Here is a 20,393-nt window from a genome sequence, read left to right on the forward strand (position 1 = left end):
ATGGAAGCTGAACAACTAAACACTATTTCAAATACCTTGTCCGATCTGCTCACTCGCGAGCAAGCTCTTCGGGGGTATCTTTGACTTCGAAGTAAAGTCACGTCGCCTTACTGAAGTTAATTCGATTCTGGAAGATCCCACTATTTGGGATGACCAAAAGAAAGCGCAAGCGCTGGGCAAAGAGAAAAAATTACTCGACGGCGTTGTTGCCACCCTCACCGATTTAAATACCAATATCACTGGTGCCATTGAATTATTCGATATGGCTAAAGAAGAAAGTGATTTTGAGACGATTGCTGCAATCGAGCAGGACGTTGAGGGTTATAGCAAGATCATTAATGATCTCGAATTTCGCCGTATGTTCCACAACGAGATGGACTCATGTAATTGCTTTATTGATATTCAAGCAGGTGCTGGTGGTACCGAGGCTTGTGATTGGGCGAGCATGCTCTATCGCCAATATCTTAAGTATTGCGAACGCAAAGGTTACAAAACCGAAATTTTGGAAGAGTCTGATGGTGACGTTGCTGGCATTAAGAGCGCCACTATTAAGGTTGATGGTGAATACGCCTACGGACATCTTCGCTCGGAGACTGGCGTACATCGTTTAGTGCGCAAGTCTCCGTTTGACTCTTCTAATGGACGCCACACCTCATTTGCATCGATCTATGTTTATCCGGAGATTGATGATTCGATCGAGATTGAAGTCAATCCTGCCGATATTCGCACTGATACCTATCGCGCCTCTGGTGCGGGTGGTCAGCACATCAATAAAACTGACTCCGCTGTTCGTCTCACCCATATTCCAACTGGGATTGTGGTGCAGTGCCAGAACGACCGCAGTCAACACCGTAACCGCGCTGAAGCTATGAGTATGCTCAAGTCACGCTTATATGAGCACGAGATGCAAAAGCGTCGTGCCGAACAGGATAAGTTAGAGGCTAGCAAGACCGATGTAGGCTGGGGTCATCAGATCCGCTCCTATGTTTTAGATCAAAGCCGCATTAAAGATTTACGTACTAACGTTGAGATCTCTAATACTCAAAAAGTATTAGATGGGGATCTTGATGCCTTTATTGAAGCTAGCCTGAAGCAAGGCGTTTAATTACTGACGAATATGAACGATAAAACCAACTCAGCAAATACATCAGCACCAGCCACCGAAGCTGTTGATGAGAACCATATCATTGCGGAGCGTCGTGAAAAGCTCGCCAAGTTACGTGCGAACGGGATCGCCTTCCCAAATGACTTTGTTCCAACACACTTAGCTGCTGACTTACATACTCACTATGACAGCCTGACGAAAGAAGAGTTAGCTGCCAAGAAAATTCATGTGAAAGTTGCTGGCCGCATGATTCTTAAGCGCGTCATGGGTAAGGCGAGCTTTGCCACCATCCAAGATCGCAGTGGGCAAATCCAGTTCTACATCAATGATGAGCTGACTGGTGCGGATACCCATGGCGCCTTTAAGCACTGGGATATGGGTGACTTTATCTCCGCAGAAGGCAATCTCTTTAAGACCAATAAGGGTGAACTCTCGGTCGAGTGCAGTAACTTGCGCTTATTGAGCAAGTCTTTGCGCCCATTGCCAGATAAATTTCATGGTCTCTCAGATCTGGAGACTAAATATCGTCAGCGCTATGTCGATTTAATCGTCAACCCAGAAAGTCGCAATACATTTAAAGCCCGTAGCAATGCGATTGCATCACTCCGTCGCCATATGCTTGATGCTGACTTCATGGAAGTCGAAACACCGATGCTCCACCCGATTCCTGGTGGCGCAGCAGCTAAGCCATTTATCACTCACCACAATGCACTTGATATGCAGATGTTTTTGCGTATCGCTCCTGAGCTTTATCTCAAGCGCTTAGTCGTTGGTGGATTTGAGCGCGTCTTTGAAATCAACCGCAACTTCCGTAACGAAGGCGTCAGCCCGCGTCACAATCCTGAATTTACGATGATGGAGTTCTATGCAGCCTATACCGATTACCGTTGGTTAATGGACTTCACAGAAGGCCTGATTCGTGCGGCAGCGATTGATGCACAAGGTACAGCAGTATTGACACACCAAGGTCGCGAGCTCGATTTAAGCAAGCCATTCCAACGCTTAACGATTAACGAAGCAATCCTCAAGTATTGTGGTCAGTCTGGCAAGAGCTACGAAGCTACACAACTGGATGATGCCAACTTCATTCGCGCTGAATTGAAAAAAGGTGGCGAAAATCCAGATTCCCCAACGCTGAAGAACGCAGGCATAGGCGCTTTGCAATTAGCCTTATTTGAGTTGGTAGCTGAAGAACATCTCTGGGAGCCTACCTATATCATCGATTACCCCATCGAAGTGAGTCCACTCGCTAGAGAGTCAGATACACGCCCAGGCATTACTGAGCGATTTGAGTTATTTATTACCGGTCGTGAAATTGCCAACGGATTCTCTGAGCTTAATGATGCAGAAGACCAAGCCAATCGCTTCCGCAAGCAAGTAGAGCAAAAAGAAGCTGGCGATGAAGAAGCCATGTACTTTGATCATGACTTCATTCGCGCTCTCGAATACGGCATGCCACCAACTGGTGGTTGTGGCATTGGTATCGACCGTTTGGTCATGCTCCTCACTGATGCACCAAACATTCGTGATGTGATTCTCTTCCCGCACTTACGTCGCGAAGAAGAATAAGACGCAAATCATCCCTAAATCATTAGAGATAAAAAAAGGCACCCTAGGGTGCCTTTTGTTTTTAAAAAGTATCCTCAGTAAGTAGAGAACTCATCAAATTGTGGGTCATGCTTTAGCACTTGTTGAGCAATCAACAAAACGCCTGCAATGAAACTAAAACATACCAGCAGAGCAAAGGCATGATATTCATTTAGCCCACTTTGATTCAGGATCTCAAGATAAGCCTCAGCCTGCAATGCAAGATGAGTAGACAAGGTAATGAGTGCAATACCAATAATGACTTGTGCAGCGGTAAATAATGACGAGCTCACTTGCTTGCGGGAGCCTACTTCCTGATTTAAATGAATCAGTGGTGATTTACCGATAGTTTGTGAGTTGCCCTGAAAATGTGTCATATAAGACCCTTATTCCTGATGAACTTCGATCTTACGGATGCTCCTTATATAAGTAAAAGAATTACTTTTCATACCTTAAGTACTTTTAGGTATATAGATAACGTGGGCAGCCAAAATTAGGGGTTTTTCTTGAATAGAGTGGCTAATAAGATCAAGAAAAGTACTGAAAACCAAAATAAGGACCATTCCGGCACTTGAAGGCCAAAAATAGTGGGCAGTTGCGCAGAACAAAGCCCATCAGCCTTAAACAACCAAGGGACGCCTTGGGAAAGTTGAAATTGATTAATCCAAACCTCCAAAGGATCAATCCCACAAGAGGTTTCGGGGTGAGATAAAAGCCAAACTTGGCGCCCTGCTACTGAAACACCATATGTCGCCGATAACAGCGCTAGAACATGGAAGAATCTCCGCAATGGAGCAATGCCCACAGCCAAAAAGCAAAAAATGGTGACTCCCAAATAACCGACCCTTTGCAAAATACATAAGGGACATGGCAAAAAACTGACCCCTCGATAGCCGGTCTGTTGCAAAAGGACTGCAAAAATAACCAGTCCAAGACTAAATAGAGAGAGATATAAATAGCGTGCTGAACTCATAAAAATGATCATAGCCTGTTATCCGATCTCATATAAGCCAATCCTTATTACCAAAAATTTGATGCATATCACAACTTAGTCCTGTTTATCAGCAAATTACCGCAGATTTAGGCCGTCGAGAATGGGATAATTAATCATTCTTTAAAACTTCGCCTTTTATTTACAAGCATTTATGGCCGCATACAATACTGAAACCGTTCTCACTGTTCACCACTGGAACGACACACTCTTTAGCTTCACTACTACCCGTAATAAAGGACTACGTTTTCGTAGCGGTCACTTCTTAATGATTGGCCTTGAAGTCGAAGGCAAGCCACTAGTACGCGCATACAGCGTTGCAAGCCCCAATTACGAAGAACATTTGGAATTCTTGAGCATTAAGGTTCAAGATGGTCCGCTGACATCACGTTTACAAAAGATTCAAGTTGGCGATCCTATTTTGGTTAGCGAAAAGTCTGTTGGCACATTAGTATTGGATGACTTAAATCCAGGCAAGCACCTCTATCTATTTAGCACCGGCACTGGTTTAGCTCCATTCATGAGTATTATTCGTGACCCAGAGACTTATGAAAAGTTTGAGAAAGTTGTTTTGATTCACGGGGTGCGCTTAGTGAGTGAGCTCGCTTACGGTGACTACATCAAAAATGAACTCACTCAAGATGAATACCTTGGTGAATTGATTCGTGAAAAACTCATTTACTACCCAACAGTGACTCGCGAAGCATTTAAGCACACCGGTCGCCTCACAACCGCTATTGAATCCGGTCAACTCTTTAAAGATATTGGTTTGCCGCCACTTGATCAAGCCGTTGATCGCGCCATGATTTGCGGTAGCCCATCCATGCTCAAAGAGACCGCAGAGATGTTGGATGCTAAGGGCTTCAAAGTATCTCCGAGCCTTGGCCAATTGGGTGACTACGTCTTTGAACGTGCATTTGTAGAGAAATAATCACACTCTCTGTATATACCCATAAGTAATTTAGATATCTCTATATATTTCTTGTAGGTATATAGATGTCTTGGTAAATTCTTCTTAACAGGATATTTATCAAGGAACTTGAATGTCACCTATACGTGAGCACTACAACCCTATTATTACCAGTCTCTTGAGAGAGCATGACCGCCTACCGCATGACCAAGTAGAAGAGCGCAAGAGTTTTCAAAGACGTATTCTCTTTTTGATGACCACCATCAAAATGGAAGAGTTCTCAGACTCTTTTGCTTAAACCATCCTCGATGTTCAACGCTCCACTGAAATAAACCCATCTCTATTTGGCATTTTTACTAAAGGTAGAGTCTTGGCATCCATCACCGCATCTTTTGCAATAATCTTATTGAGATAAAGAATATAAGCGGTGGCTGCATAAACCTGGTCATCAGTTAAAGATTGCGGTGCTTGGTGTGGCATTGCTCTTTTGACATAGTCAAAAATAGTAGTTGAGTAAGGCCAAAAACTTCCCACGGTCTTTACGGGCTTATCCGTATTTAAAGCGCCGCCACCCACAAGACGATTAGCGGGTCCGCCCTGTCCTTGATCCCCATGGCAGGATGCACACTGTTGCTGATATAGCTTTTCTCCAGCAATAGCAGTGCCCGAACCAGGAGGAAGACCTGCCCCACTTGGACCAACATCAATATTCCACGCTCGAATTTGATTTTCAGAAATAGGCTTGCCAAGGCCTACTGGTCCTTGCATTTGATAACCCGATGTACAGCCAAGCATCATGCCAATGGTGACTACGACAAAGCATACGATGGAGGATCTATTAGCGACCATTAGTAACCTCCCCATTAGCGGCTACACGCCATGGTTGTATGGCGTTATTGTGATAAAAAGTATTTGCGCTCTTAGCCTTGATTACAGCATCCATCGTAGGTTGCATTTCACCACTTGAATCAACTGCCCTGCTCATTAAAGTTGCTGGCGCTCCATCCCATACCCAAGGAAAGCGAAACCGTACCAAAGATTTATCCATCACCGGCTCCTGAAGTACTGCCTCCCCCCAGGATTTACCACCATCTGTTGAAACCTCAACACGTCGAATATTGCCATTACCAGACCAAGCAAAACCCGAGATTTCATAAAAACCTTTGGATTTAAGCTTCATTAATCCTGAGGGCTGGGCAATAACAGACTTCACTTCCATGGCGAAAGTAAATTGCAATGCCTTACCATCGGATCGAAGATCGGTATATGCAGAAGTCTCTTCACGGGTTTGCCAAGGCTCAGTGCCCAACTTGATTCTTCGAAGCCACTTAATACTCATATTGCCTTCATACCCCGGCAAAAATAATCGCAAAGGATAGCCCTGTTCAGCACGCAACATCTCACCATTTTGAGCGTAGACCAATAAGGCATCATCCATCATCTTATTCATTGGAATGCTTCGAGTCATCGCGGCACCGTCAGCCCCCTCCGCTAAAGCCCACTTGGCTCCAGGCTGGACGCCGCATTCTTGCAAAATAGTCGACAAGCGAACGCCGGTCCACTCGCAACAAGAGACTAATCCATGAATTTGCTGCACTGTTTGATTGCTCGCCTTTTTAAGCTCAGCGGCACTATTGCCAGAGCATTCTAGAAAATAAATTCTAGACTCGGATGGAAAGCGCACAATTTCATCCATCGTAAAGATCATTGGGCGATCGACCATTCCATGAATTACCAATTTATGTAGATCTGGATTGATGTCAGGAACGCCAGCATGATGACGCTCAAAAACTAAGCCGTTTGGAGTAATAATTCCATGCAAACTTTGCAGAGGAGTTCTTGAGCCCGTTAGAAAGGTTGGTGCCGGCGAAGGAAGCAATCGCACCACATTCTTTTCATATTTCGATGGCAAACCATAAGGGGGATTTACAAAAGTTGATCCCTGGGTTTTAGTCCAAGGATCAATCTCTAAAAAACCACCCCCTTGGTTTTGAGCGGAGGCAGAAGAGGCGCCCAATACACCGCCAACGCCAGCGCCAGCAACAATCGATGATTTTAAGAATTGACGGCGATTAGAAAATACATCTTTCTTAGACATAAATACTTTGCCTCCATTTTGCTAACTAATTAGCGTATATTTTTTCTAGCATACAGCCAATACAAAAAGAATTGCTATTTTTAACTCTAGGATGCGTACAAAATAAATACAAGTCCAAAAATAGCAATAAATAGGGTTTCAACTACCAACATGAGTACTGGCTGCCAACCTAGTTTGGCCAATTCCTGAAAATTGGTTTTTAATCCCGCTGCTGCAATAGCAATTACCAACATCCAACGTGATAAACCACCAATTTGATGGGTAATCGAAGTTGGCAAAATCTGCATCGATGCCACAATAGATAGGGCGACAAAGCCCAATAAGAATGTGGGAATCAATCGTAAGCTACTCCACCCTAAAGTACTGGTAGTTTTTTGTGCGCCAAAGAAAATCGAGATGACTAAAACTACTGGTAGCAAAAGAGCCACTCTAAATAGCTTCACTACAGTAGCAACATCTCCCGCCTCGGGGCCAAAAAGCATTCCCGCAGCCACCACTTGTGCCACATCATGAATAGTTGCGCCGATAAAAATTCCAGCTGAAAGAGCGCCAATATCGAGCATCTGCAATGCAAAAGGATAGGTCACCATTGCAATCGTTGACAGCACAGTAACGCCAACAACCACCAATAAAGTAAATTGCTCGTTTTCTTTCGACTTGGGTAATACGGAGGCAACGGCAAGCGCAGCAGATGCACCACATATTCCAACTGAACCGCCTGCTATCAATCCAAAGTCTGGCGATAACTTTAAAAACTTTGCCAGAACAAACCCTAAGCAAACAGTTAATGTAACAGCAACAATCACCATAAATCCAGTATTCAGACCAATCGCACTAATATCTGCGAAGGTGATTCGAATACCCAAAAATGCAACCCCTAAACGCAGAATAGTTTTTGCGCAAAAATCTATCCCTGGTTTTACAGCCTCGTTTAGATAAAGAAAGTGGAGCGATAGGCCCAATAACAGCGCATATAACAGTTGGGGTCCACCATAATTTTCTGAAAGAAAACTAGTGGACATGGCGATTACCAAACAGACCAATAGCCCCGGTAAATTGCGCTTAGTAGTGCCGTACATATAACGCTAAACAACCAACTCACTAAAGTATTCGTGTTGATTGGTATTGAGTGTAGAGACTCGCCACTCCAAGGGCTCATCCTGAATGCCCAGCGCAACCCTTCTGATAATCAAAACTGGTGAATCGGGCTTTACGCCCAGCCACTCCGAAAATTGCTTACCAGCAAGGCCTGCACGTAAGCGCTCGCTACTTCGAACTACGGTCTGTCCATATTTCATTTGGTACAACTGGTAAATGCTGCCCTCGCGATTAATGTAATCAGCTCGGTTCAGTTTTTGAAAACGCTTTTTATCAAGCGTGATCTGATCAATCATGACGCATTTATCGTCTAGATAAAGGCAGTTGACGAGGCGCCATACTGCGACACCTTCTTTAATCTCGAGCTTACTAGCCTCTTCCTTGTTTGCAACGGCACTGGTCAACGAAACCAGCTCAACCCTTGGGTTCACTTTTTTGTCAGCATCATGTTTGACAACGTGGAAAAAATAATAGAGCAAACGCTTGAGGTCATGCTCAGCAACATAGGTACCCCTGCCTTGGCGACGAACCACAATGCCTTCAGCAACCAACTCATCCACCGCTTTGCGCAGGGTTCCTATAGATACATCTAACTCTTTTGATAAATCCTTTTCAGCAGGCAATGCCTGCCCCATAGGATAACGACCCCTGACCAGATCTTCGGTGATCTTTTGCTTTACTTCTTGATAAGCAGTCAGGGATTTCATGCTTTAAGACTTACGCTGATTCGTATAAACGGGTTAATACGAATTCACGGTGACCGAGAATTTCAGAGGCAGTCAATTCACCATCAGCAGTGCGCAAGAGGCACTCTAATAACTTATCACCAGCCTGGTCCATATTCTCTTCGCGACGCAAAAGACCTGACACATCAACGTCAATGTGCTCGCCCATTGTACGAACTGTTTTTGGATTAGCGCAGATCTTAATCACCGGAAGAATCGCATTACCGATCACATTACCTTGGCCTGTTGGGAAGAAGTGAGCAGCAAATCCAGCGGCAGCACACAAGGTCACCATCTCAGCAGCTGCAGATGAAGAGTCCATAAAGTGCAAACCTGGAATCTTTGGCTCTTCGCCCTTATCTAAGACGCTGTCAACGATACATTTCTTACCGATTTTCTGAATATTGCCTAAGGCTTTTTCTTCGATGGTTGTCAAACCGCCAGCAATATTGCCTTTGGTTGGCTGCGAGTCAGATAAGTCACTGGTCTTATGACGCTCAATCACATCCTGATAGCGATCAAACATTTCGCGGAACTTTTTCTTCACTTCTGGAGTACGGCAACGAGCTTCTACTAAATGCTCACCACCAGTTAACTCAGTAGTCTCACCAAATACCAAGGTAGAGCCAATTCCGTAGAGCTTGTCAAATGCATCACCAACCGTTGGGTTTGCACCGCAACCGGAGGTAGTGTCAGACTCACCACACTTCGTAGATACCCAAAGCTCGGACAACCGTGCTTTAACACGTTTCTGCTTTGACGCATGCTTCATCATTGCATATGCAGCTTTACTGGCTGAGGCAATCGTAGCAGTATCGCCATTGCCCTCAATCCAAAAACCTTCAACTGGTTTGCCTGAAGCTTTAATGCCATCAACCACAATTTTGGTCCACTGTGGCTCAATACCGATCACTACTACCGCAGCAACGTTTGGATTAGAACCAGTGCCGATCAATGTACGGAAATGCAATTCCAAGTCAGCACCGAACTGCAAGCGTCCATAGGAGTGAGGAATAGCTTGGGTTCCCTTGATGTTGTTTGCCACTGCTTCACAAGCGGCATTCGACAAGTCATCTAAAGGCAAAATCAGCACGTGGTTACGAATACCCATGCGGCCGTTCTCACGGCGGTAACCCATAAAGGTCGCGTCTTTCAAATTAATCATTTTTTTCTTTCTCAATGAATGTGTGAATAAGGGCCTGGATTACCAGCGCTTAGTTTTTACGTTCTGAACGTGGAGATGCTCACCTTTTTTGATGGGAGCAACTACTTTGCCAATATCAACGCCATACTTCATGACCGTATCGCCTGGCTTAAATTCATTCAAAGAAATTTTGTGACCAATTGGAATATCACTCTCAGACTTCATATTGAGAGTTAAATCTCCATCCATCACCCAACCAATCAAATCATCTCCGGCTTTCACACCTTCAACTACTACTACGCCTACGCCATCTCCTGGCTCATGCACGACAAAATGGATCATTACCTTCTCCTCTTTAATCTTGTTTAACTACTAAACACCCCATAACTGGCGAATACCAGCCTGAATTTCTTCTATAACAACATCAGAAACGTTGACGCCCTCTTTAAAGCCTGATGCACGCTGTTTAAAACGTCTTTGTCCGGGAACTCGGGTTCCGGAGTCAGATGCCAAGGTTTTTAAGAACTCTTGCATCTTGCTTGCAAACACTTGGCTACCCGCCAAACCTGGATCGATGGTTAGCAAAAGCTGTCCGATGCGAGGACGATTGCCCTTGGCATCAAAAAAAGAATCTGCTTCATAAGAGAATCGACTTCCCGATAGACCGACAACTAGCAACTCAATAATGAGAGCAAGCAAAGCCCCCTTATCGCCACCAAGCGGAACCATTAAGCCCTTGAGTCCTTCATTGGGATCAGTGGTTGGCTTGCCATCAGCAGTTAATGCCCAACCTTCTGGAATAGACTCTCCCTTTTTCGCTGCAACCAATAACTTACCCCTGGCAACAGCCGATAAGGACATATCAATCACCATCGGATCGTGATTTGCCACAGGAAACGCAGCAGCCAGAGGATTCGTACCAAAAAGGGCTTTGCTGCCACCAACCATCGGCATTGCTGCTGGTGTATTGCCAAACAATAAAGAGATATAACCGGCACGCGCTGCGGCTTCAGCAAAGTGCCCTGCAACTCCAAAGTGATGGCTGTTGGTAACTGCGACCAGGCCAACGCCCGTCTTAGATGCCAGATTCACAGATAAGTCAGTAGCAAATCGTAGCGCTGGAAAGGCAAGACCATCACAAGCGTCTACTAAAGCGGCAGAGGTTTTAAATGGGCGTACTTTAATTTTTGGTGATAACTCTATGCGGCCATTTTTAGCATGCCCCGCATATTGAGAAACACGTGCCAGTCCATGAGATGCCAAGCCATCCAGCTCAGCAAGCGCTAAAAATTGCGCAGTCTCATAAGCGGCTTTTTCTCCAATGCCTGCCGCCTGCAAACCTGATGAAGCTAACTTAACCATCTTTTGATAGGACAAATTCACCTTATGCTCCTAGAAACCGATTCACTTCATCGGCAATCATTTGACTAACGCGCTCATTACTTTCCTGAGTTACACCTGCAACATGTGGGGTCAAGATCAGATTCTCAATCCCTGCAAAATGACTCAAATCTTTAGCCGGCTCACTCTCAAATACATCAATAGCCGCACCGCCCAAACGTCCGGTCCGTAAGCGCTCTGCTAGAGCCCGCTCATCAACGATGCCACCGCGAGCAGTATTAATCAGGCAAGCGCCAGACTTCATTTGATCAAGAGTGGAGGCATCAAATAGGTTCTTTGTTTCTGGCAGAAATGGGAGATGCAAGGAAACTGCATCACTATGTGCGAGCAAGTCGCTTAAAGGAAGTAACGGCACTGAAAACCCAGGAAGCTCAACAGAGCTGCCAGATAACATTGGGTCATAAGCAAGACACTGCAAACCGAATGCATTTGCCTTCTTAGCCACCACTCTACCAATGCTTCCAAATCCAACGATGCCTATCGTCTTTCCTAAAAACTCGTGGTATGCAGAGAAGCGGGGGCGAGGCCATTCACCCTTTAAAGTTGAGATAGTTGCCGGAATGAAGCCCCTAGTTAATGCAACCGCAGCGCCTACAACATACTCAGCAACCGACTCAGCGTTTGCACCGGTAGCAGGTATGACTTTGATATTACGCTTCGCGCAAGCTGGCAATTCAATATTCTCTAGACCAACGCCTAGTCGACCAACTACTTTCAACTTGGGTGCGCCAACCAAAATGTCCTCATTGACTTGTGTGAGGTTACGAACAATCAGCGCCTCAATATTTTGCAATGCAGCAATCAAAGCTGGGCGGTCTTTATATAGCTCAGGCTCATAAACGACTGCATGCTTAGAACGCAGGGTTTCTAGGGCTTGACTTGTAATGAACTCAGAGATCAAAATGGATGACATATCTAGATCATATAGATGATTTAGATATCCTGCAATACCCCCTAATTGTGCAATGCAATTACAAATTCAATTGCACAAAACAATCCCTGGAGGAGACACTAGCAGCACATAAGCTTATAACTATTAAATAGAGATCGCTTCTATTTTTGAGAGAAATCAAAGATAAGATACTAAGATTGAATTAACACCGGAGAACAAAAGAATGTTTAAGCAATTCATCGCAAGTCTCAGCACTAAAATTGCATTGGTTACTGGAGCCCTCATATTAATTAGCTCGCCAATTGCAAATGCTCAAAATTGGCCGACTAAGCCTATCAAACTCATCATTCCTTTTGCTGCAGGAGGTACCACTGATATTCTAGGGCGCCTACTAGCTCAGCAACTGACAAAAGATCTTGGTCAAAACGTGATTGTTGAAAATAAGCCTGGCGCTGGCGGCAATATCGCCGCTGAATTTGTCGCACAATCTGCAGCCGATGGATATACCATCATGCTGGCTTCTGGAAGCATGCTTACCGTCAATCCAAATCTCTATAAAAAACTGCCCGTAAATTACGCCAAGGATTTTGTTTACATTACCAATGTGGCAAGTGGGCCAATGCTTTTGTCTGTAAGCAATAAGATTCCAGTAAAGAACGTTGCTGAGTTCATTGCTTATGCAAAAACCAAAGACTTAAACTTTGGCTCAGCCGGTATTGGCAGCCAGGTTCATATGGCTGAGGAGAACTTTACCTATACAGCTGGAATTCCAGCAACACACGTACCCTATAAAGGTGAATCCGCAGCACTAAATGACTTAGTAGCAGGTCAAATTGATTTCATGGTCGGCAACCTCACAGCAGCAGCAGGGTTTGCAAAGGCTGGCCAAATTAAGCCACTAGCAGTTACTAGTTTGAAGCGTTCCAAACAATTGCCGGATGTTCCAACAGTCGCCGAGTCAGGCATACCTGGATTTGAATCCACTGGCTGGTTTGGACTTGTTGCTCCAGCAAACACCCCTAAAGTTATCACCGATAAAATCTATGCCGCTACTGTTAAAGCTGTAAATTCAGAAGCACTTCGTGCTAGCCTAGATTTAAATGGCCTAACTGCAGTCGTCAATAATCAGAAAGAATTTGAAACCCAAGTAAAAGCAGAGTCGGTAGTTTGGGAAAAAGTGATTAAGGGCAGAAATATTAGTGCCCAATAAATAAAACGCCACTTTTAATAGGTGGCTTTTTATTTGCTGAAACATATTGAGGTAATCGGGATATTGTCAAATTAATGAATACAAAAAATAAAACTGGGGCGCATGCCCTTATAGAGGCATTCGAGATAGCAGGTATCAATAAAATTTTTACCTTATCAGGTAATCACATCATGCCTGTGTATGACACTATCTTTGATACAAAAATTGACCTCATCCACACCAGACATGAAGCAGCCGCAGTTCATATGGCTGACTCCTGGGCAAGATTAACGGGCGAGGTTGGGATTGCCCTTGTAACAGGCGGTCCTGGACATGCCAATGCTATTTCAGCGCTCTATACGGCATCCATGGCTGAGTCACCAGTGGTCCTTCTTTCAGGTCATGCTCCAATCGGACAACTCGGAAAAGGCGCCTTTCAGGAGATGGATCAAGCAGCTATCGCAGCGCCACTCACGAAAGCTTCATGGGTATGTCAAAAGACGGAAGATTTGGCATTGGATTTTGCAAAAGCAATTCGCATTGCTAAATCCGGCAGGCCCGGTCCTGTTCACCTCAGCCTTCCTACCGATGTGCTTGAGTCCGCTCTCCCCCTCAATACAACTATGCCCACCACCTCATCCTTTAGTGCGGAAGTATCTATAACTGATACCGCCGCCCTAGAAAAACTAATGAGTGAGTTACATAAATCAAGCAAGCCGCTCATTTTGACTGGTCCTTTAATGCAGTCCAAACCAGGCAGAATGAAATTAAAGGAACTTGAAAAAGTGACTGGCATTCCTGTTGTTGGCATGGAAAGCCCCAGGGGTATTGGCGATCCAAGCTTGGGTGCTTTTGCTGAAGTATTAAGTCAAACGGATTGCATATTATTGCTTGGGAAAAAGACAGACTTCACCCTGAAGTTTGCACAAAGTCCCGGAATTCAGAAGAGCTGCAAGTTCCTCCAAATCGATCCTGATGCTAGTGAAATCGAGCGGGCTAAAAAAGTCATTGGGGAACGACTAGCGCAATCAATTCAAGCCGATGTTCCGAGTGCCATTGAAGCCATTATTGGATTAAATAATGCAAAAGCGATTCCAACTAGCCATTGGCAAAACGAAGTAGCAGATGCTATTGCATTTCGTCCTGAAGCCTGGAAGAAACTCCCACCAAAAACTGGAACGATGCACCCCGTACAAGCGCTTGCCCCACTGCAAGAAATTCTAGATAGCCATCCCGACTCCGTACTCATTAGTGATGGCGGTGAAATTGGCCAGTGGGCACAAGCCTGCCTACAGGCCCCTAATAGAGTTATCAATGGTGTGGCTGGATCGATTGGATCGGCGCTACCCTTTGCAACTGCAGCGAGAGTTGCAAAGCCTCACTCACCAATTGTTGCGGTGATGGGCGATGGTACATTCGGCTTTCATAGTGCAGAAATTGATACCGCTGTTCGCTACAAACTCCCATTTTTACTGGTGGTTGGTAATGATGCTCGCTGGAATGCTGAATACCAAATTCAAGTTCGTGAATATGGTCAAGACAGAACTATTGGTTGCGAGCTGCTTCCATCCCATTATGAAAAAGTGTGCTCTGTGTTTGGAGGGCATGGAGAATTTGTGAATGACTCCACTGAAGTGCTACCAGCTGCTAAACGAGCTATGGAGAGTAAACTTCCTGCGTGCATGAACATCATGATTAATGGACTTGCGGCGCCAAACATCAAACGATCTTAATTTGGGCACAAAAATGCTTGCCAGGCTAGGCAATCCGTCTATCTATGTGAGTTGACGTATTAGTAAAATGATTCCGGAAAAAATGAGGATTGAGCCATAAGCCACTCTCATGGCAGCATTACTTAATTTGGTATGTACATGGGTGCCAAACCAAATCCCCAGAAAGGTGGCCGGCATGAGACAAATTGCCAATCCAATCACCGGCCAACTCAAAATCAAACCAGTAACTAGCATTAAGGTGAGACGCAAAAGGGTCAGCGTAAATATTGCAAACGCCATCGTGGCACGCAACATCTTAGGATCATTGATCCGTAAACCTAAATATGAGACATAGATTGGCCCACCAGTGGCAAACAATGCCGTAAAGGTGCCACCAAAAAATCCAAATGGCGCAGCCCACCACTTACTAATGGGTTCACGTAATTCTGTATTTCTTTGCCAAAGGATGCGAGCTCCATTGATTGCCGCAAAGCAACCCAAAGTAATGAGTAGTGGCTCACTTGGAGCCATCACCAATAAATAGATTCCGAGAATCATGCCAATCAGGCTAAACGGGAACAGCCATTTCAGCTCTTTGAGATTAGCGTCCTGAGAAGATTTTCTGCCGACATATAAAGAGGCGCAGATATCAATAATCACCATCATCGGGACTACCGATTTCAGCGGATACATTTGCACTAGCAAAGGCACTGCAACAATAGATGAACCAAAACCTGAGATGCCAAAAATGAAATAGGCAAGAAATATAACCAGTGTTGCCAAAGCAAACTGGATAGGATCAATTAAATCAAAAATGATTACGCCTCTACCAAGATCGTTTGCCCTGGCTGTATCATCTTAAATTGCACGGGGCGATTTTCAATCTTTAGCTCTTGCTTAATAAAATTCACTGCCGTGTAATAGGAGTCTTCAAGAGATCCTGGCTCCGGAAAGTCATCTCGATAGTGGGCGCCTCTGGAGTTCTCCCTGGCAATAGCCGCTTCAGTTACAGCCTGACTTACCAGAATGAGATTTTGTAAATTCATCCAATCTTGCCAAGTATTACTGTATTCACGCTGAATATTACCCACACCCATTTGATTTAACTGTGAAGCCAACTGCTTCAAGGTTTGACGTGCGCGCATTAAGCACTCTTTTGTTCTCGAAATGCCAACGCCATCCCACATACATTCGGCAAGGGCATCGCGGATTGCCTCAATATCACCAGCTGGTTTTTTCAAGGGCGCCTCGTGCGCCTCAATACTTTGTGCAACCTCATCCATATTGCACTCTTTGAACTGCTGTGAAGCAACCCAGTGAGCCATCACATCTCCTGCAATACCTCCAAAAACGGTTGAGTTAGCAACACCGTTACCACCTAAGCGATTGGCACCATGAACGCCACCCGTATCTTCACCAGCTGCAAAAAGACCCGGAAGATCGGTGCTGCAATCTTTCCTAAAAACAAGACCACCCATCATGTAGTGAGCGGTTGGCACTACCTCAACCAAATCATTCGCCAGATCAAAGCCGCTATCGGCACAACGTTCAACCATCCCTTTAAATTGCTTACGCACATTCTCTGGTCCCAAATGACTCATTTGAATGTAGACCCCACCATTCGGGGTTGCGCGTCCAGAACGAATCTCTGAATTAATAGATCGAGAAACAATATCTCTAGTAGCGCGCTCGTTACGTGGATCATAGTTACCCATGAAGCGCTCCCGATTGCCATTGAGCAGATAACCACCAGCACCGCGTAATCCCTCTTCCAAGACGGTGCCTGTCATACGAGTCCCCGGACCAGCCAATAAACCAGTGGGGTGAAATTGCACCATTTCCATATCGCGCAATGTAAGCCCAGCGCGCAATGCCATTGCCAAGCCATCACAACTCTTATCTCCAGACGGTGTATGGTATTTGTACATAGTTGGGCCGCCACCAGTTGCAAGCAGGACAGCTTTGGCGCGGACCAGAACAAATTCACCGGTCTGCATATTGAGCATCAATACACCAGCAAGTGATTCACCATCTTCGCTATGAATTAATTCAATAGCACGATGCTCTTCTAGACGATTGATGCCTCTGGCCCATACCTGTTCTGCTAGGCGATTAATAATTTCAATGCCGGTTAAGTCCCCTTTATGAACTGTTCGATCAAATGTTTGACCAGCAAATGCTTTTTGATGAACCGTGCCGTCTGGATTGCGATCAAAAAAACAACCTAATTCATTTTCCAACTCATGAATACGTTCAACCGCTTTACTAACTAGCGTCCATGCTAAATCCTGGTCAGAGAGCCATTTACCACCTTCAATCGTATCCATGAAGTGGCGCTCAACAGAATCTCCTTCGGCCAAAGCCACGTTGTAACCGCCCTGCACCATACGCGTACAACCACACTTACCTAGTAAACCTTTGACAGCAATGGTGATATTTAAGTTGGGGTTTGCTTGATGGGCATGCAATGCAGCAAAAAGACCTGCGCCCCCTGAGCCCAGAATCAAGATATCAGTATCTATTGTTGGAATCGTATTCATGAGCTGATCCCAAGGCTTTTTAGTACTGCTGCTTTTTTGCTAGCGACATCACTCTTCACTTCTTGGTAGATACTGCCGCCATGACTATCCATTGCAACTAGTAATGGGCCAAAATCTTTAATCTTGAAACGCCATAAAGACTCTGGATTGAGATCATCCATATCCACATCCTCAATCTGCTCGATCCAAGTTGTTTCAAGCGCTGCAGTACCACCAATAATGGCTAAATAAACGCCACCCAATTCTTTGAAAGCCGCAGCTGAACCCTCGCGCATACCACCTTTGCCCACAATCATTCGTACACCATTCTGGGTCATTAAGGGGTGAGTGAAGCGCTCCATACGATCTGAGGTGGTTGTACCAATACAAATAGGTTCATATCCAGCAGGGAACTGGGTACTTACTGGCACTTTACGAACATTAGGTGCCGTATGAATCACCGCATGACCATTTAAATCAAAGCGCGTCTTACGATCATGATCAAACATATGAATTTGAGTAGCATCACGAATGCCGAACAAAGTATTTTGCAAGGTCACGGTATCGTTAATTCGTAGCTTGCGGATATCCTCTTCGCTTACTGGTGTTGCAAGGTTGTAATGTGCCATCAGTCGCCTTCCTAGAATCCGTAGGTCACGCCAGAAGGCGTAAAGGTTGCACGTGCTCTTCGAGCGGAATGGCATTGCATATTGACTGCAACGGGATTCAAAGTAATGTGGGTATGAGCTAGCTCAACTTGAACCGCAAAAGCAGTTCCGTCACCACCGAGTCCTTGTGGACCAATGCCAAGCTGATTAACGGCGGCGCTGAGCTCTTTCTCTAACTGAGCACCCTCTTCATCACTACATACGCTGCCTAATTCACGGGTTGCTGCACGTTTTGCCATAGCAACACATTGATCTGAGGTGCCACCAATCCCAACACCGACAATCGTTGGCGGGCAAGTCTTCCCGCCAGCAGAAACAACACTTTCAATCACAAACGCTTTAACCCCATTAATACCATCTGCAGGTATTGCCATTTTTAAAAAAGAATTATTTTCTGAACCGCTACCCTTTGGCACCATTTCAATCTCAACTGATTCTGATTTATCAAAAAAATCAATATGTATAGCTGGCATATCAATGCCACAAGAGGTGTGATTATTTTTGCGAGTAATTGGATGCACCACCGAAGATCTGAGTGGATACTCTTTAGTGGCGCGCTCACATCCTTTACGAATCGCCGCCTTTAAGGCCATGCCATCAAATTGCACATTGCTGCCAATCTTTACGTTATAGATCGGCAGACCTGTATCTTGGCAAAGGAGATTATCTTCACGCTCTGCTACTGAGATGTTGGTAATCATGGTCTTCAAAACTACCTGAGCACGTGAATCTGTCTCCGCTTTATCTAGCTTATCAATACCAGCCTTAATATCATCAGGCAAAACCCTGAGAGCTCGAATGTAGAGCTCTTTGCAGGCCTCTTCCACTAAATTCATTTGTAATTGCATATCAACCTAATCAATTAGCGAAATATAGAAATAAAAGTCCGCACACAATCGCGAACAGGATGGAAACTTGAATCCAGCCCTTGCGTAAGCCCTTCCATGGCCCAAACTCGATCATCAACAGACGTATTCCACCTGCCAAATGAACTGCCAGCAAAATAACCAAGGCCCACTCACCAAACTTAAATACCCAAAAGTCAGTTAAAGCTAAGGATTTCTCAAAGCCCTCGGCTCCTCGTAAAGACTGAGACAGCATCAGAAAGTGCAGGGGTATAAAACAGGCTAACAGCAAGCCAGAAAAGCGATGGCACGCATATGCAAAATAAGATAAGTGGCTTTTTGCACGGTAATCTAACTTTGGTCTGGAGCTCATATTTGACCTCCTGTAAAAACACCAACAACTGCAGCAGTGCCAAGAACCAAAATCAGCAGTGCCAGCATCCAAGCTAGAGGTTTAGCCAATTCACTCTTTGGGAAAGTCTCTTGCAAGATATTCGCTACACCGATTGGCGCGTGTACAAAACACGCTAGTACAAAAATTTCATAAAAAATAGCAAACAGCACATTGCCCTGGGTGCGGCCTAAAATCTCTTGCGCACTTAAACCACCTCTGATAGCGTAAAAAATAATGAGTAAATGAATCGCAACACAAATCCCAAGTACCATAGCGCTAATTCTTTGCGCATACCAAAGCTTTGCTTGCAATACGCCAGTGCTCATAGCTTGCCCCACTTGCTTCCACGTATGGCAGCCCTAGCAACTAACTTTTTTAAACCAGCAATACTGGCAGTAGGCTCAATAGCCTTGGGGCAACGCTCAGTACAAGAGCCTTGTGTATGGCATGCGTGGCAACCAGCATCACCCGCTACGGCACGCATACGATCTAACTGCTGAACATCTCTCACATCATTCGTTAATGTCCAAGCACGATTGAGTGCAGCAGGTCCAAGATAATTAGGCCTTGACTCAACTACCTCACAGGAGGCATAGCAAACACCACAGCCGATACACTCAATCCCAGCATTGGCTAATTGACGCTCTTCAGAATCTGGCTCAACTTTTGCAAAGTCATCATGACGCGTTTGATTGCCTTTGAAAAATCCGACTGCGCCCTTCCATTTATTAAAAAACTCTCGCATATCTGTTGCGAGATCTTTAATGACCGGCAAGTTATTTAATGGGGCTATCTCTAATGAGTCTCCCTGAAGAATCTGAGATACGTGAGTACGACAAGTCCAGCGAGCTACGCCATTAACTGTCATGGCACAAGATCCGCACATACCCACTCTGCAAGCAAAGCGGTAACTCAAGGTGGGGTCAAGCTTTCTCTGGATGTAGGTAACGACATCCAAAACTGTTTGATTGGGGTTGCGTGGCACCAAGTATTCAACAAACTCCCCTTCTTGGGAGCCGCGCCATACCCTTACTTTCAGATCTGTATTTGACATGCCCTCATTATATTGATGGATAGTAAAAAATAAATCGAATTAATTTTTCTTTGAGATAAAG

23 protein-coding genes are annotated in these 20,393 nt (G+C 45.0%); 6 read left to right on the plus strand and 17 right to left on the minus strand.

All coding sequences use genetic code 11. The annotated features are described in order from the left end of the window. Together prfB and lysS are read left to right on the plus strand one after the other, a co-directional pair. A protein-coding gene (gene prfB, locus VC178_RS00335; protein ID WP_215367258.1) for a peptide chain release factor 2 occupies positions 1 to 1,105 on the plus strand; the annotation gives its coding sequence in 2 pieces (ribosomal slippage) (positions 1 to 81 and positions 83 to 1,105; 1,104 coding nt in all). 12 nt (positions 1,106 to 1,117) lie between these two features. Continuing rightward, positions 1,118 to 2,674, plus strand: coding sequence for a lysine--tRNA ligase (lysS, locus tag VC178_RS00340; RefSeq protein WP_323481200.1), 1,557 nt, complete (start codon positions 1,118 to 1,120; stop codon positions 2,672 to 2,674). Between the two features lie 74 nt (positions 2,675 to 2,748). Here the strand turns inward: lysS and VC178_RS00345 are convergent, their stop codons facing one another. Both VC178_RS00345 and VC178_RS00350 read right to left on the minus strand, forming a co-directional pair. Continuing rightward, positions 2,749 to 3,069, minus strand: coding sequence for a hypothetical protein (locus tag VC178_RS00345; protein ID WP_323481201.1), 321 nt, complete (start codon positions 3,067 to 3,069; stop codon positions 2,749 to 2,751). A 116-nt stretch (positions 3,070 to 3,185) separates the two neighbouring features. After that, a complete protein-coding gene (locus tag VC178_RS00350) occupies positions 3,186 to 3,665 on the minus strand; it encodes a disulfide bond formation protein B (RefSeq protein WP_323481202.1) in 480 nt (159 codons plus the stop codon). A gap of 172 nt (positions 3,666 to 3,837) precedes the next feature. Here VC178_RS00350 and VC178_RS00355 point away from each other — a divergent pair, with 172 nt between their 5' ends. Then, positions 3,838 to 4,614: a ferredoxin--NADP reductase gene (locus VC178_RS00355; RefSeq protein ID WP_323481203.1), complete on the plus strand. Its 777-nt coding sequence runs from the start codon at positions 3,838 to 3,840 to the stop codon at positions 4,612 to 4,614. Between the two features lie 112 nt (positions 4,615 to 4,726). After that, a complete protein-coding gene (locus VC178_RS00360; RefSeq protein WP_323481204.1) occupies positions 4,727 to 4,891 on the plus strand; it encodes a hypothetical protein in 165 nt (54 codons plus the stop codon). Positions 4,892 to 4,905: 14 nt separating this feature from the next. Here VC178_RS00360 and VC178_RS00365 read toward each other — a convergent pair whose 3' ends face one another. The 8 genes from VC178_RS00365 to VC178_RS00400 form a co-directional block, all read right to left on the minus strand. Then, the gene (locus VC178_RS00365; RefSeq protein ID WP_323481205.1) at positions 4,906 to 5,442 is read right to left on the minus strand and encodes a cytochrome c; all 537 of its coding nucleotides are present in this window, start codon (positions 5,440 to 5,442) and stop codon (positions 4,906 to 4,908) included. After that, a complete protein-coding gene (gene soxC, locus VC178_RS00370) occupies positions 5,432 to 6,691 on the minus strand; it encodes a sulfite dehydrogenase (RefSeq protein ID WP_323481206.1) in 1,260 nt (419 codons plus the stop codon). The genes VC178_RS00365 and soxC overlap by 11 nt, the downstream gene beginning before the upstream one ends. Positions 6,692 to 6,777: 86 nt before the next feature. After that, positions 6,778 to 7,770 (minus strand): YeiH family protein, encoded by a 993-nt coding sequence (locus VC178_RS00375; protein WP_323481207.1) that lies wholly within the window; start codon positions 7,768 to 7,770, stop codon positions 6,778 to 6,780. Between the two features lie 6 nt (positions 7,771 to 7,776). Beyond that, positions 7,777 to 8,496, minus strand: a complete 720-nt coding sequence (locus VC178_RS00380) for a GntR family transcriptional regulator (RefSeq protein WP_323481208.1) — start codon at positions 8,494 to 8,496, stop codon at positions 7,777 to 7,779. 10 nt (positions 8,497 to 8,506) lie between these two features. Continuing rightward, positions 8,507 to 9,679: a UxaA family hydrolase gene (locus VC178_RS00385; protein ID WP_323481209.1), complete on the minus strand. Its 1,173-nt coding sequence runs from the start codon at positions 9,677 to 9,679 to the stop codon at positions 8,507 to 8,509. Positions 9,680 to 9,718: 39 nt separating this feature from the next. Continuing rightward, positions 9,719 to 10,000 carry a flagellar biosynthesis protein FlgA gene (locus VC178_RS00390; RefSeq protein WP_215367250.1) on the minus strand — a complete coding sequence of 94 codons (282 nt, stop codon included), beginning with the start codon at positions 9,998 to 10,000 and terminating at the stop codon, positions 9,719 to 9,721. Between the two features lie 30 nt (positions 10,001 to 10,030). After that, positions 10,031 to 11,041: an Ldh family oxidoreductase gene (locus VC178_RS00395; protein ID WP_323481210.1), complete on the minus strand. Its 1,011-nt coding sequence runs from the start codon at positions 11,039 to 11,041 to the stop codon at positions 10,031 to 10,033. A 1-nt stretch (position 11,042) separates the two neighbouring features. Then, positions 11,043 to 11,972 carry a hydroxyacid dehydrogenase gene (locus tag VC178_RS00400; protein ID WP_323481211.1) on the minus strand — a complete coding sequence of 310 codons (930 nt, stop codon included), beginning with the start codon at positions 11,970 to 11,972 and terminating at the stop codon, positions 11,043 to 11,045. 202 nt (positions 11,973 to 12,174) lie between these two features. On the opposite strand from VC178_RS00400, the gene VC178_RS00405 reads away from it, so the two are divergent. Both VC178_RS00405 and VC178_RS00410 read left to right on the plus strand, forming a co-directional pair. Then, positions 12,175 to 13,161, plus strand: a complete 987-nt coding sequence (locus VC178_RS00405) for a Bug family tripartite tricarboxylate transporter substrate binding protein (protein WP_215367248.1) — start codon at positions 12,175 to 12,177, stop codon at positions 13,159 to 13,161. Between the two features lie 74 nt (positions 13,162 to 13,235). After that, a complete protein-coding gene (locus VC178_RS00410) occupies positions 13,236 to 14,873 on the plus strand; it encodes a thiamine pyrophosphate-binding protein (protein WP_323481212.1) in 1,638 nt (545 codons plus the stop codon). Positions 14,874 to 14,915: 42 nt separating this feature from the next. Here VC178_RS00410 and VC178_RS00415 read toward each other — a convergent pair whose 3' ends face one another. From VC178_RS00415 to VC178_RS00445, 7 genes are read right to left on the minus strand one after another with little or no spacing between them, the layout of a single operon-like run. Beyond that, on the minus strand, positions 14,916 to 15,635 hold the full coding sequence (locus VC178_RS00415) for a sulfite exporter TauE/SafE family protein (protein ID WP_215367246.1): 720 nt from the start codon (positions 15,633 to 15,635) through the stop codon (positions 14,916 to 14,918). Between the two features lie 35 nt (positions 15,636 to 15,670). Next, complete coding sequence (locus tag VC178_RS00420) at positions 15,671 to 17,392, minus strand: L-aspartate oxidase (protein WP_323481213.1); 1,722 nt, start codon at positions 17,390 to 17,392, stop codon at positions 15,671 to 15,673. After that, a complete protein-coding gene (locus VC178_RS00425; RefSeq protein ID WP_323481214.1) occupies positions 17,389 to 18,000 on the minus strand; it encodes a fumarate hydratase C-terminal domain-containing protein in 612 nt (203 codons plus the stop codon). Before VC178_RS00425 ends, VC178_RS00420 begins: the two co-directional genes overlap by 4 nt. Positions 18,001 to 18,011: 11 nt before the next feature. Beyond that, positions 18,012 to 18,887, minus strand: coding sequence for a fumarate hydratase (locus tag VC178_RS00430; RefSeq protein WP_323481215.1), 876 nt, complete (start codon positions 18,885 to 18,887; stop codon positions 18,012 to 18,014). Positions 18,888 to 18,897: 10 nt separating this feature from the next. Continuing rightward, positions 18,898 to 19,257, minus strand: coding sequence for a succinate dehydrogenase, cytochrome b556 subunit (sdhC, locus tag VC178_RS00435; RefSeq protein WP_323481216.1), 360 nt, complete (start codon positions 19,255 to 19,257; stop codon positions 18,898 to 18,900). Further along, on the minus strand, positions 19,254 to 19,604 hold the full coding sequence (locus VC178_RS00440) for a succinate dehydrogenase (protein WP_215367241.1): 351 nt from the start codon (positions 19,602 to 19,604) through the stop codon (positions 19,254 to 19,256). Before VC178_RS00440 ends, sdhC begins: the two co-directional genes overlap by 4 nt. Beyond that, on the minus strand, positions 19,601 to 20,332 hold the full coding sequence (locus tag VC178_RS00445) for a succinate dehydrogenase/fumarate reductase iron-sulfur subunit (protein WP_323481217.1): 732 nt from the start codon (positions 20,330 to 20,332) through the stop codon (positions 19,601 to 19,603). Before VC178_RS00445 ends, VC178_RS00440 begins: the two co-directional genes overlap by 4 nt. Between the last annotated feature and the right edge of the window lie 61 nt (positions 20,333 to 20,393).

The organism is Polynucleobacter sp. AP-Sanab-80-C2 (assembly GCF_035012965.1).
Lineage (GTDB): Bacteria > Pseudomonadota > Gammaproteobacteria > Burkholderiales > Burkholderiaceae > Polynucleobacter.

Excerpts from the sequence above, each read along its gene's own strand:
- lysS (WP_323481200.1), top strand. The coding sequence starts at position 1,118 with ATGAACGATAAAACCAACTCAGCAAATACATCAGCACCAGCCACCGAA.
- VC178_RS00345 (WP_323481201.1), bottom strand. The coding sequence starts at position 3,069 with ATGACACATTTTCAGGGCAACTCACAAACTATCGGTAAATCACCACTG.
- VC178_RS00350 (WP_323481202.1), bottom strand. The coding sequence starts at position 3,665 with ATGAGTTCAGCACGCTATTTATATCTCTCTCTATTTAGTCTTGGACTG.
- VC178_RS00355 (WP_323481203.1), top strand. The coding sequence starts at position 3,838 with ATGGCCGCATACAATACTGAAACCGTTCTCACTGTTCACCACTGGAAC.
- VC178_RS00360 (WP_323481204.1), top strand. The coding sequence starts at position 4,727 with ATGTCACCTATACGTGAGCACTACAACCCTATTATTACCAGTCTCTTG.
- VC178_RS00365 (WP_323481205.1), bottom strand. The coding sequence starts at position 5,442 with ATGGTCGCTAATAGATCCTCCATCGTATGCTTTGTCGTAGTCACCATT.
- soxC (WP_323481206.1), bottom strand. The coding sequence starts at position 6,691 with ATGTCTAAGAAAGATGTATTTTCTAATCGCCGTCAATTCTTAAAATCA.
- VC178_RS00375 (WP_323481207.1), bottom strand. The coding sequence starts at position 7,770 with ATGTACGGCACTACTAAGCGCAATTTACCGGGGCTATTGGTCTGTTTG.
- VC178_RS00380 (WP_323481208.1), bottom strand. The coding sequence starts at position 8,496 with ATGAAATCCCTGACTGCTTATCAAGAAGTAAAGCAAAAGATCACCGAA.
- VC178_RS00385 (WP_323481209.1), bottom strand. The coding sequence starts at position 9,679 with ATGATTAATTTGAAAGACGCGACCTTTATGGGTTACCGCCGTGAGAAC.
- VC178_RS00390 (WP_215367250.1), bottom strand. The coding sequence starts at position 10,000 with ATGATCCATTTTGTCGTGCATGAGCCAGGAGATGGCGTAGGCGTAGTA.
- VC178_RS00400 (WP_323481211.1), bottom strand. The coding sequence starts at position 11,972 with ATGTCATCCATTTTGATCTCTGAGTTCATTACAAGTCAAGCCCTAGAA.
- VC178_RS00405 (WP_215367248.1), top strand. The coding sequence starts at position 12,175 with ATGTTTAAGCAATTCATCGCAAGTCTCAGCACTAAAATTGCATTGGTT.
- VC178_RS00410 (WP_323481212.1), top strand. The coding sequence starts at position 13,236 with ATGAATACAAAAAATAAAACTGGGGCGCATGCCCTTATAGAGGCATTC.
- VC178_RS00420 (WP_323481213.1), bottom strand. The coding sequence starts at position 17,392 with ATGAATACGATTCCAACAATAGATACTGATATCTTGATTCTGGGCTCA.
- VC178_RS00425 (WP_323481214.1), bottom strand. The coding sequence starts at position 18,000 with ATGGCACATTACAACCTTGCAACACCAGTAAGCGAAGAGGATATCCGC.
- VC178_RS00430 (WP_323481215.1), bottom strand. The coding sequence starts at position 18,887 with ATGCAATTACAAATGAATTTAGTGGAAGAGGCCTGCAAAGAGCTCTAC.
- sdhC (WP_323481216.1), bottom strand. The coding sequence starts at position 19,257 with ATGAGCTCCAGACCAAAGTTAGATTACCGTGCAAAAAGCCACTTATCT.
- VC178_RS00440 (WP_215367241.1), bottom strand. The coding sequence starts at position 19,604 with ATGAGCACTGGCGTATTGCAAGCAAAGCTTTGGTATGCGCAAAGAATT.
- VC178_RS00445 (WP_323481217.1), bottom strand. The coding sequence starts at position 20,332 with ATGTCAAATACAGATCTGAAAGTAAGGGTATGGCGCGGCTCCCAAGAA.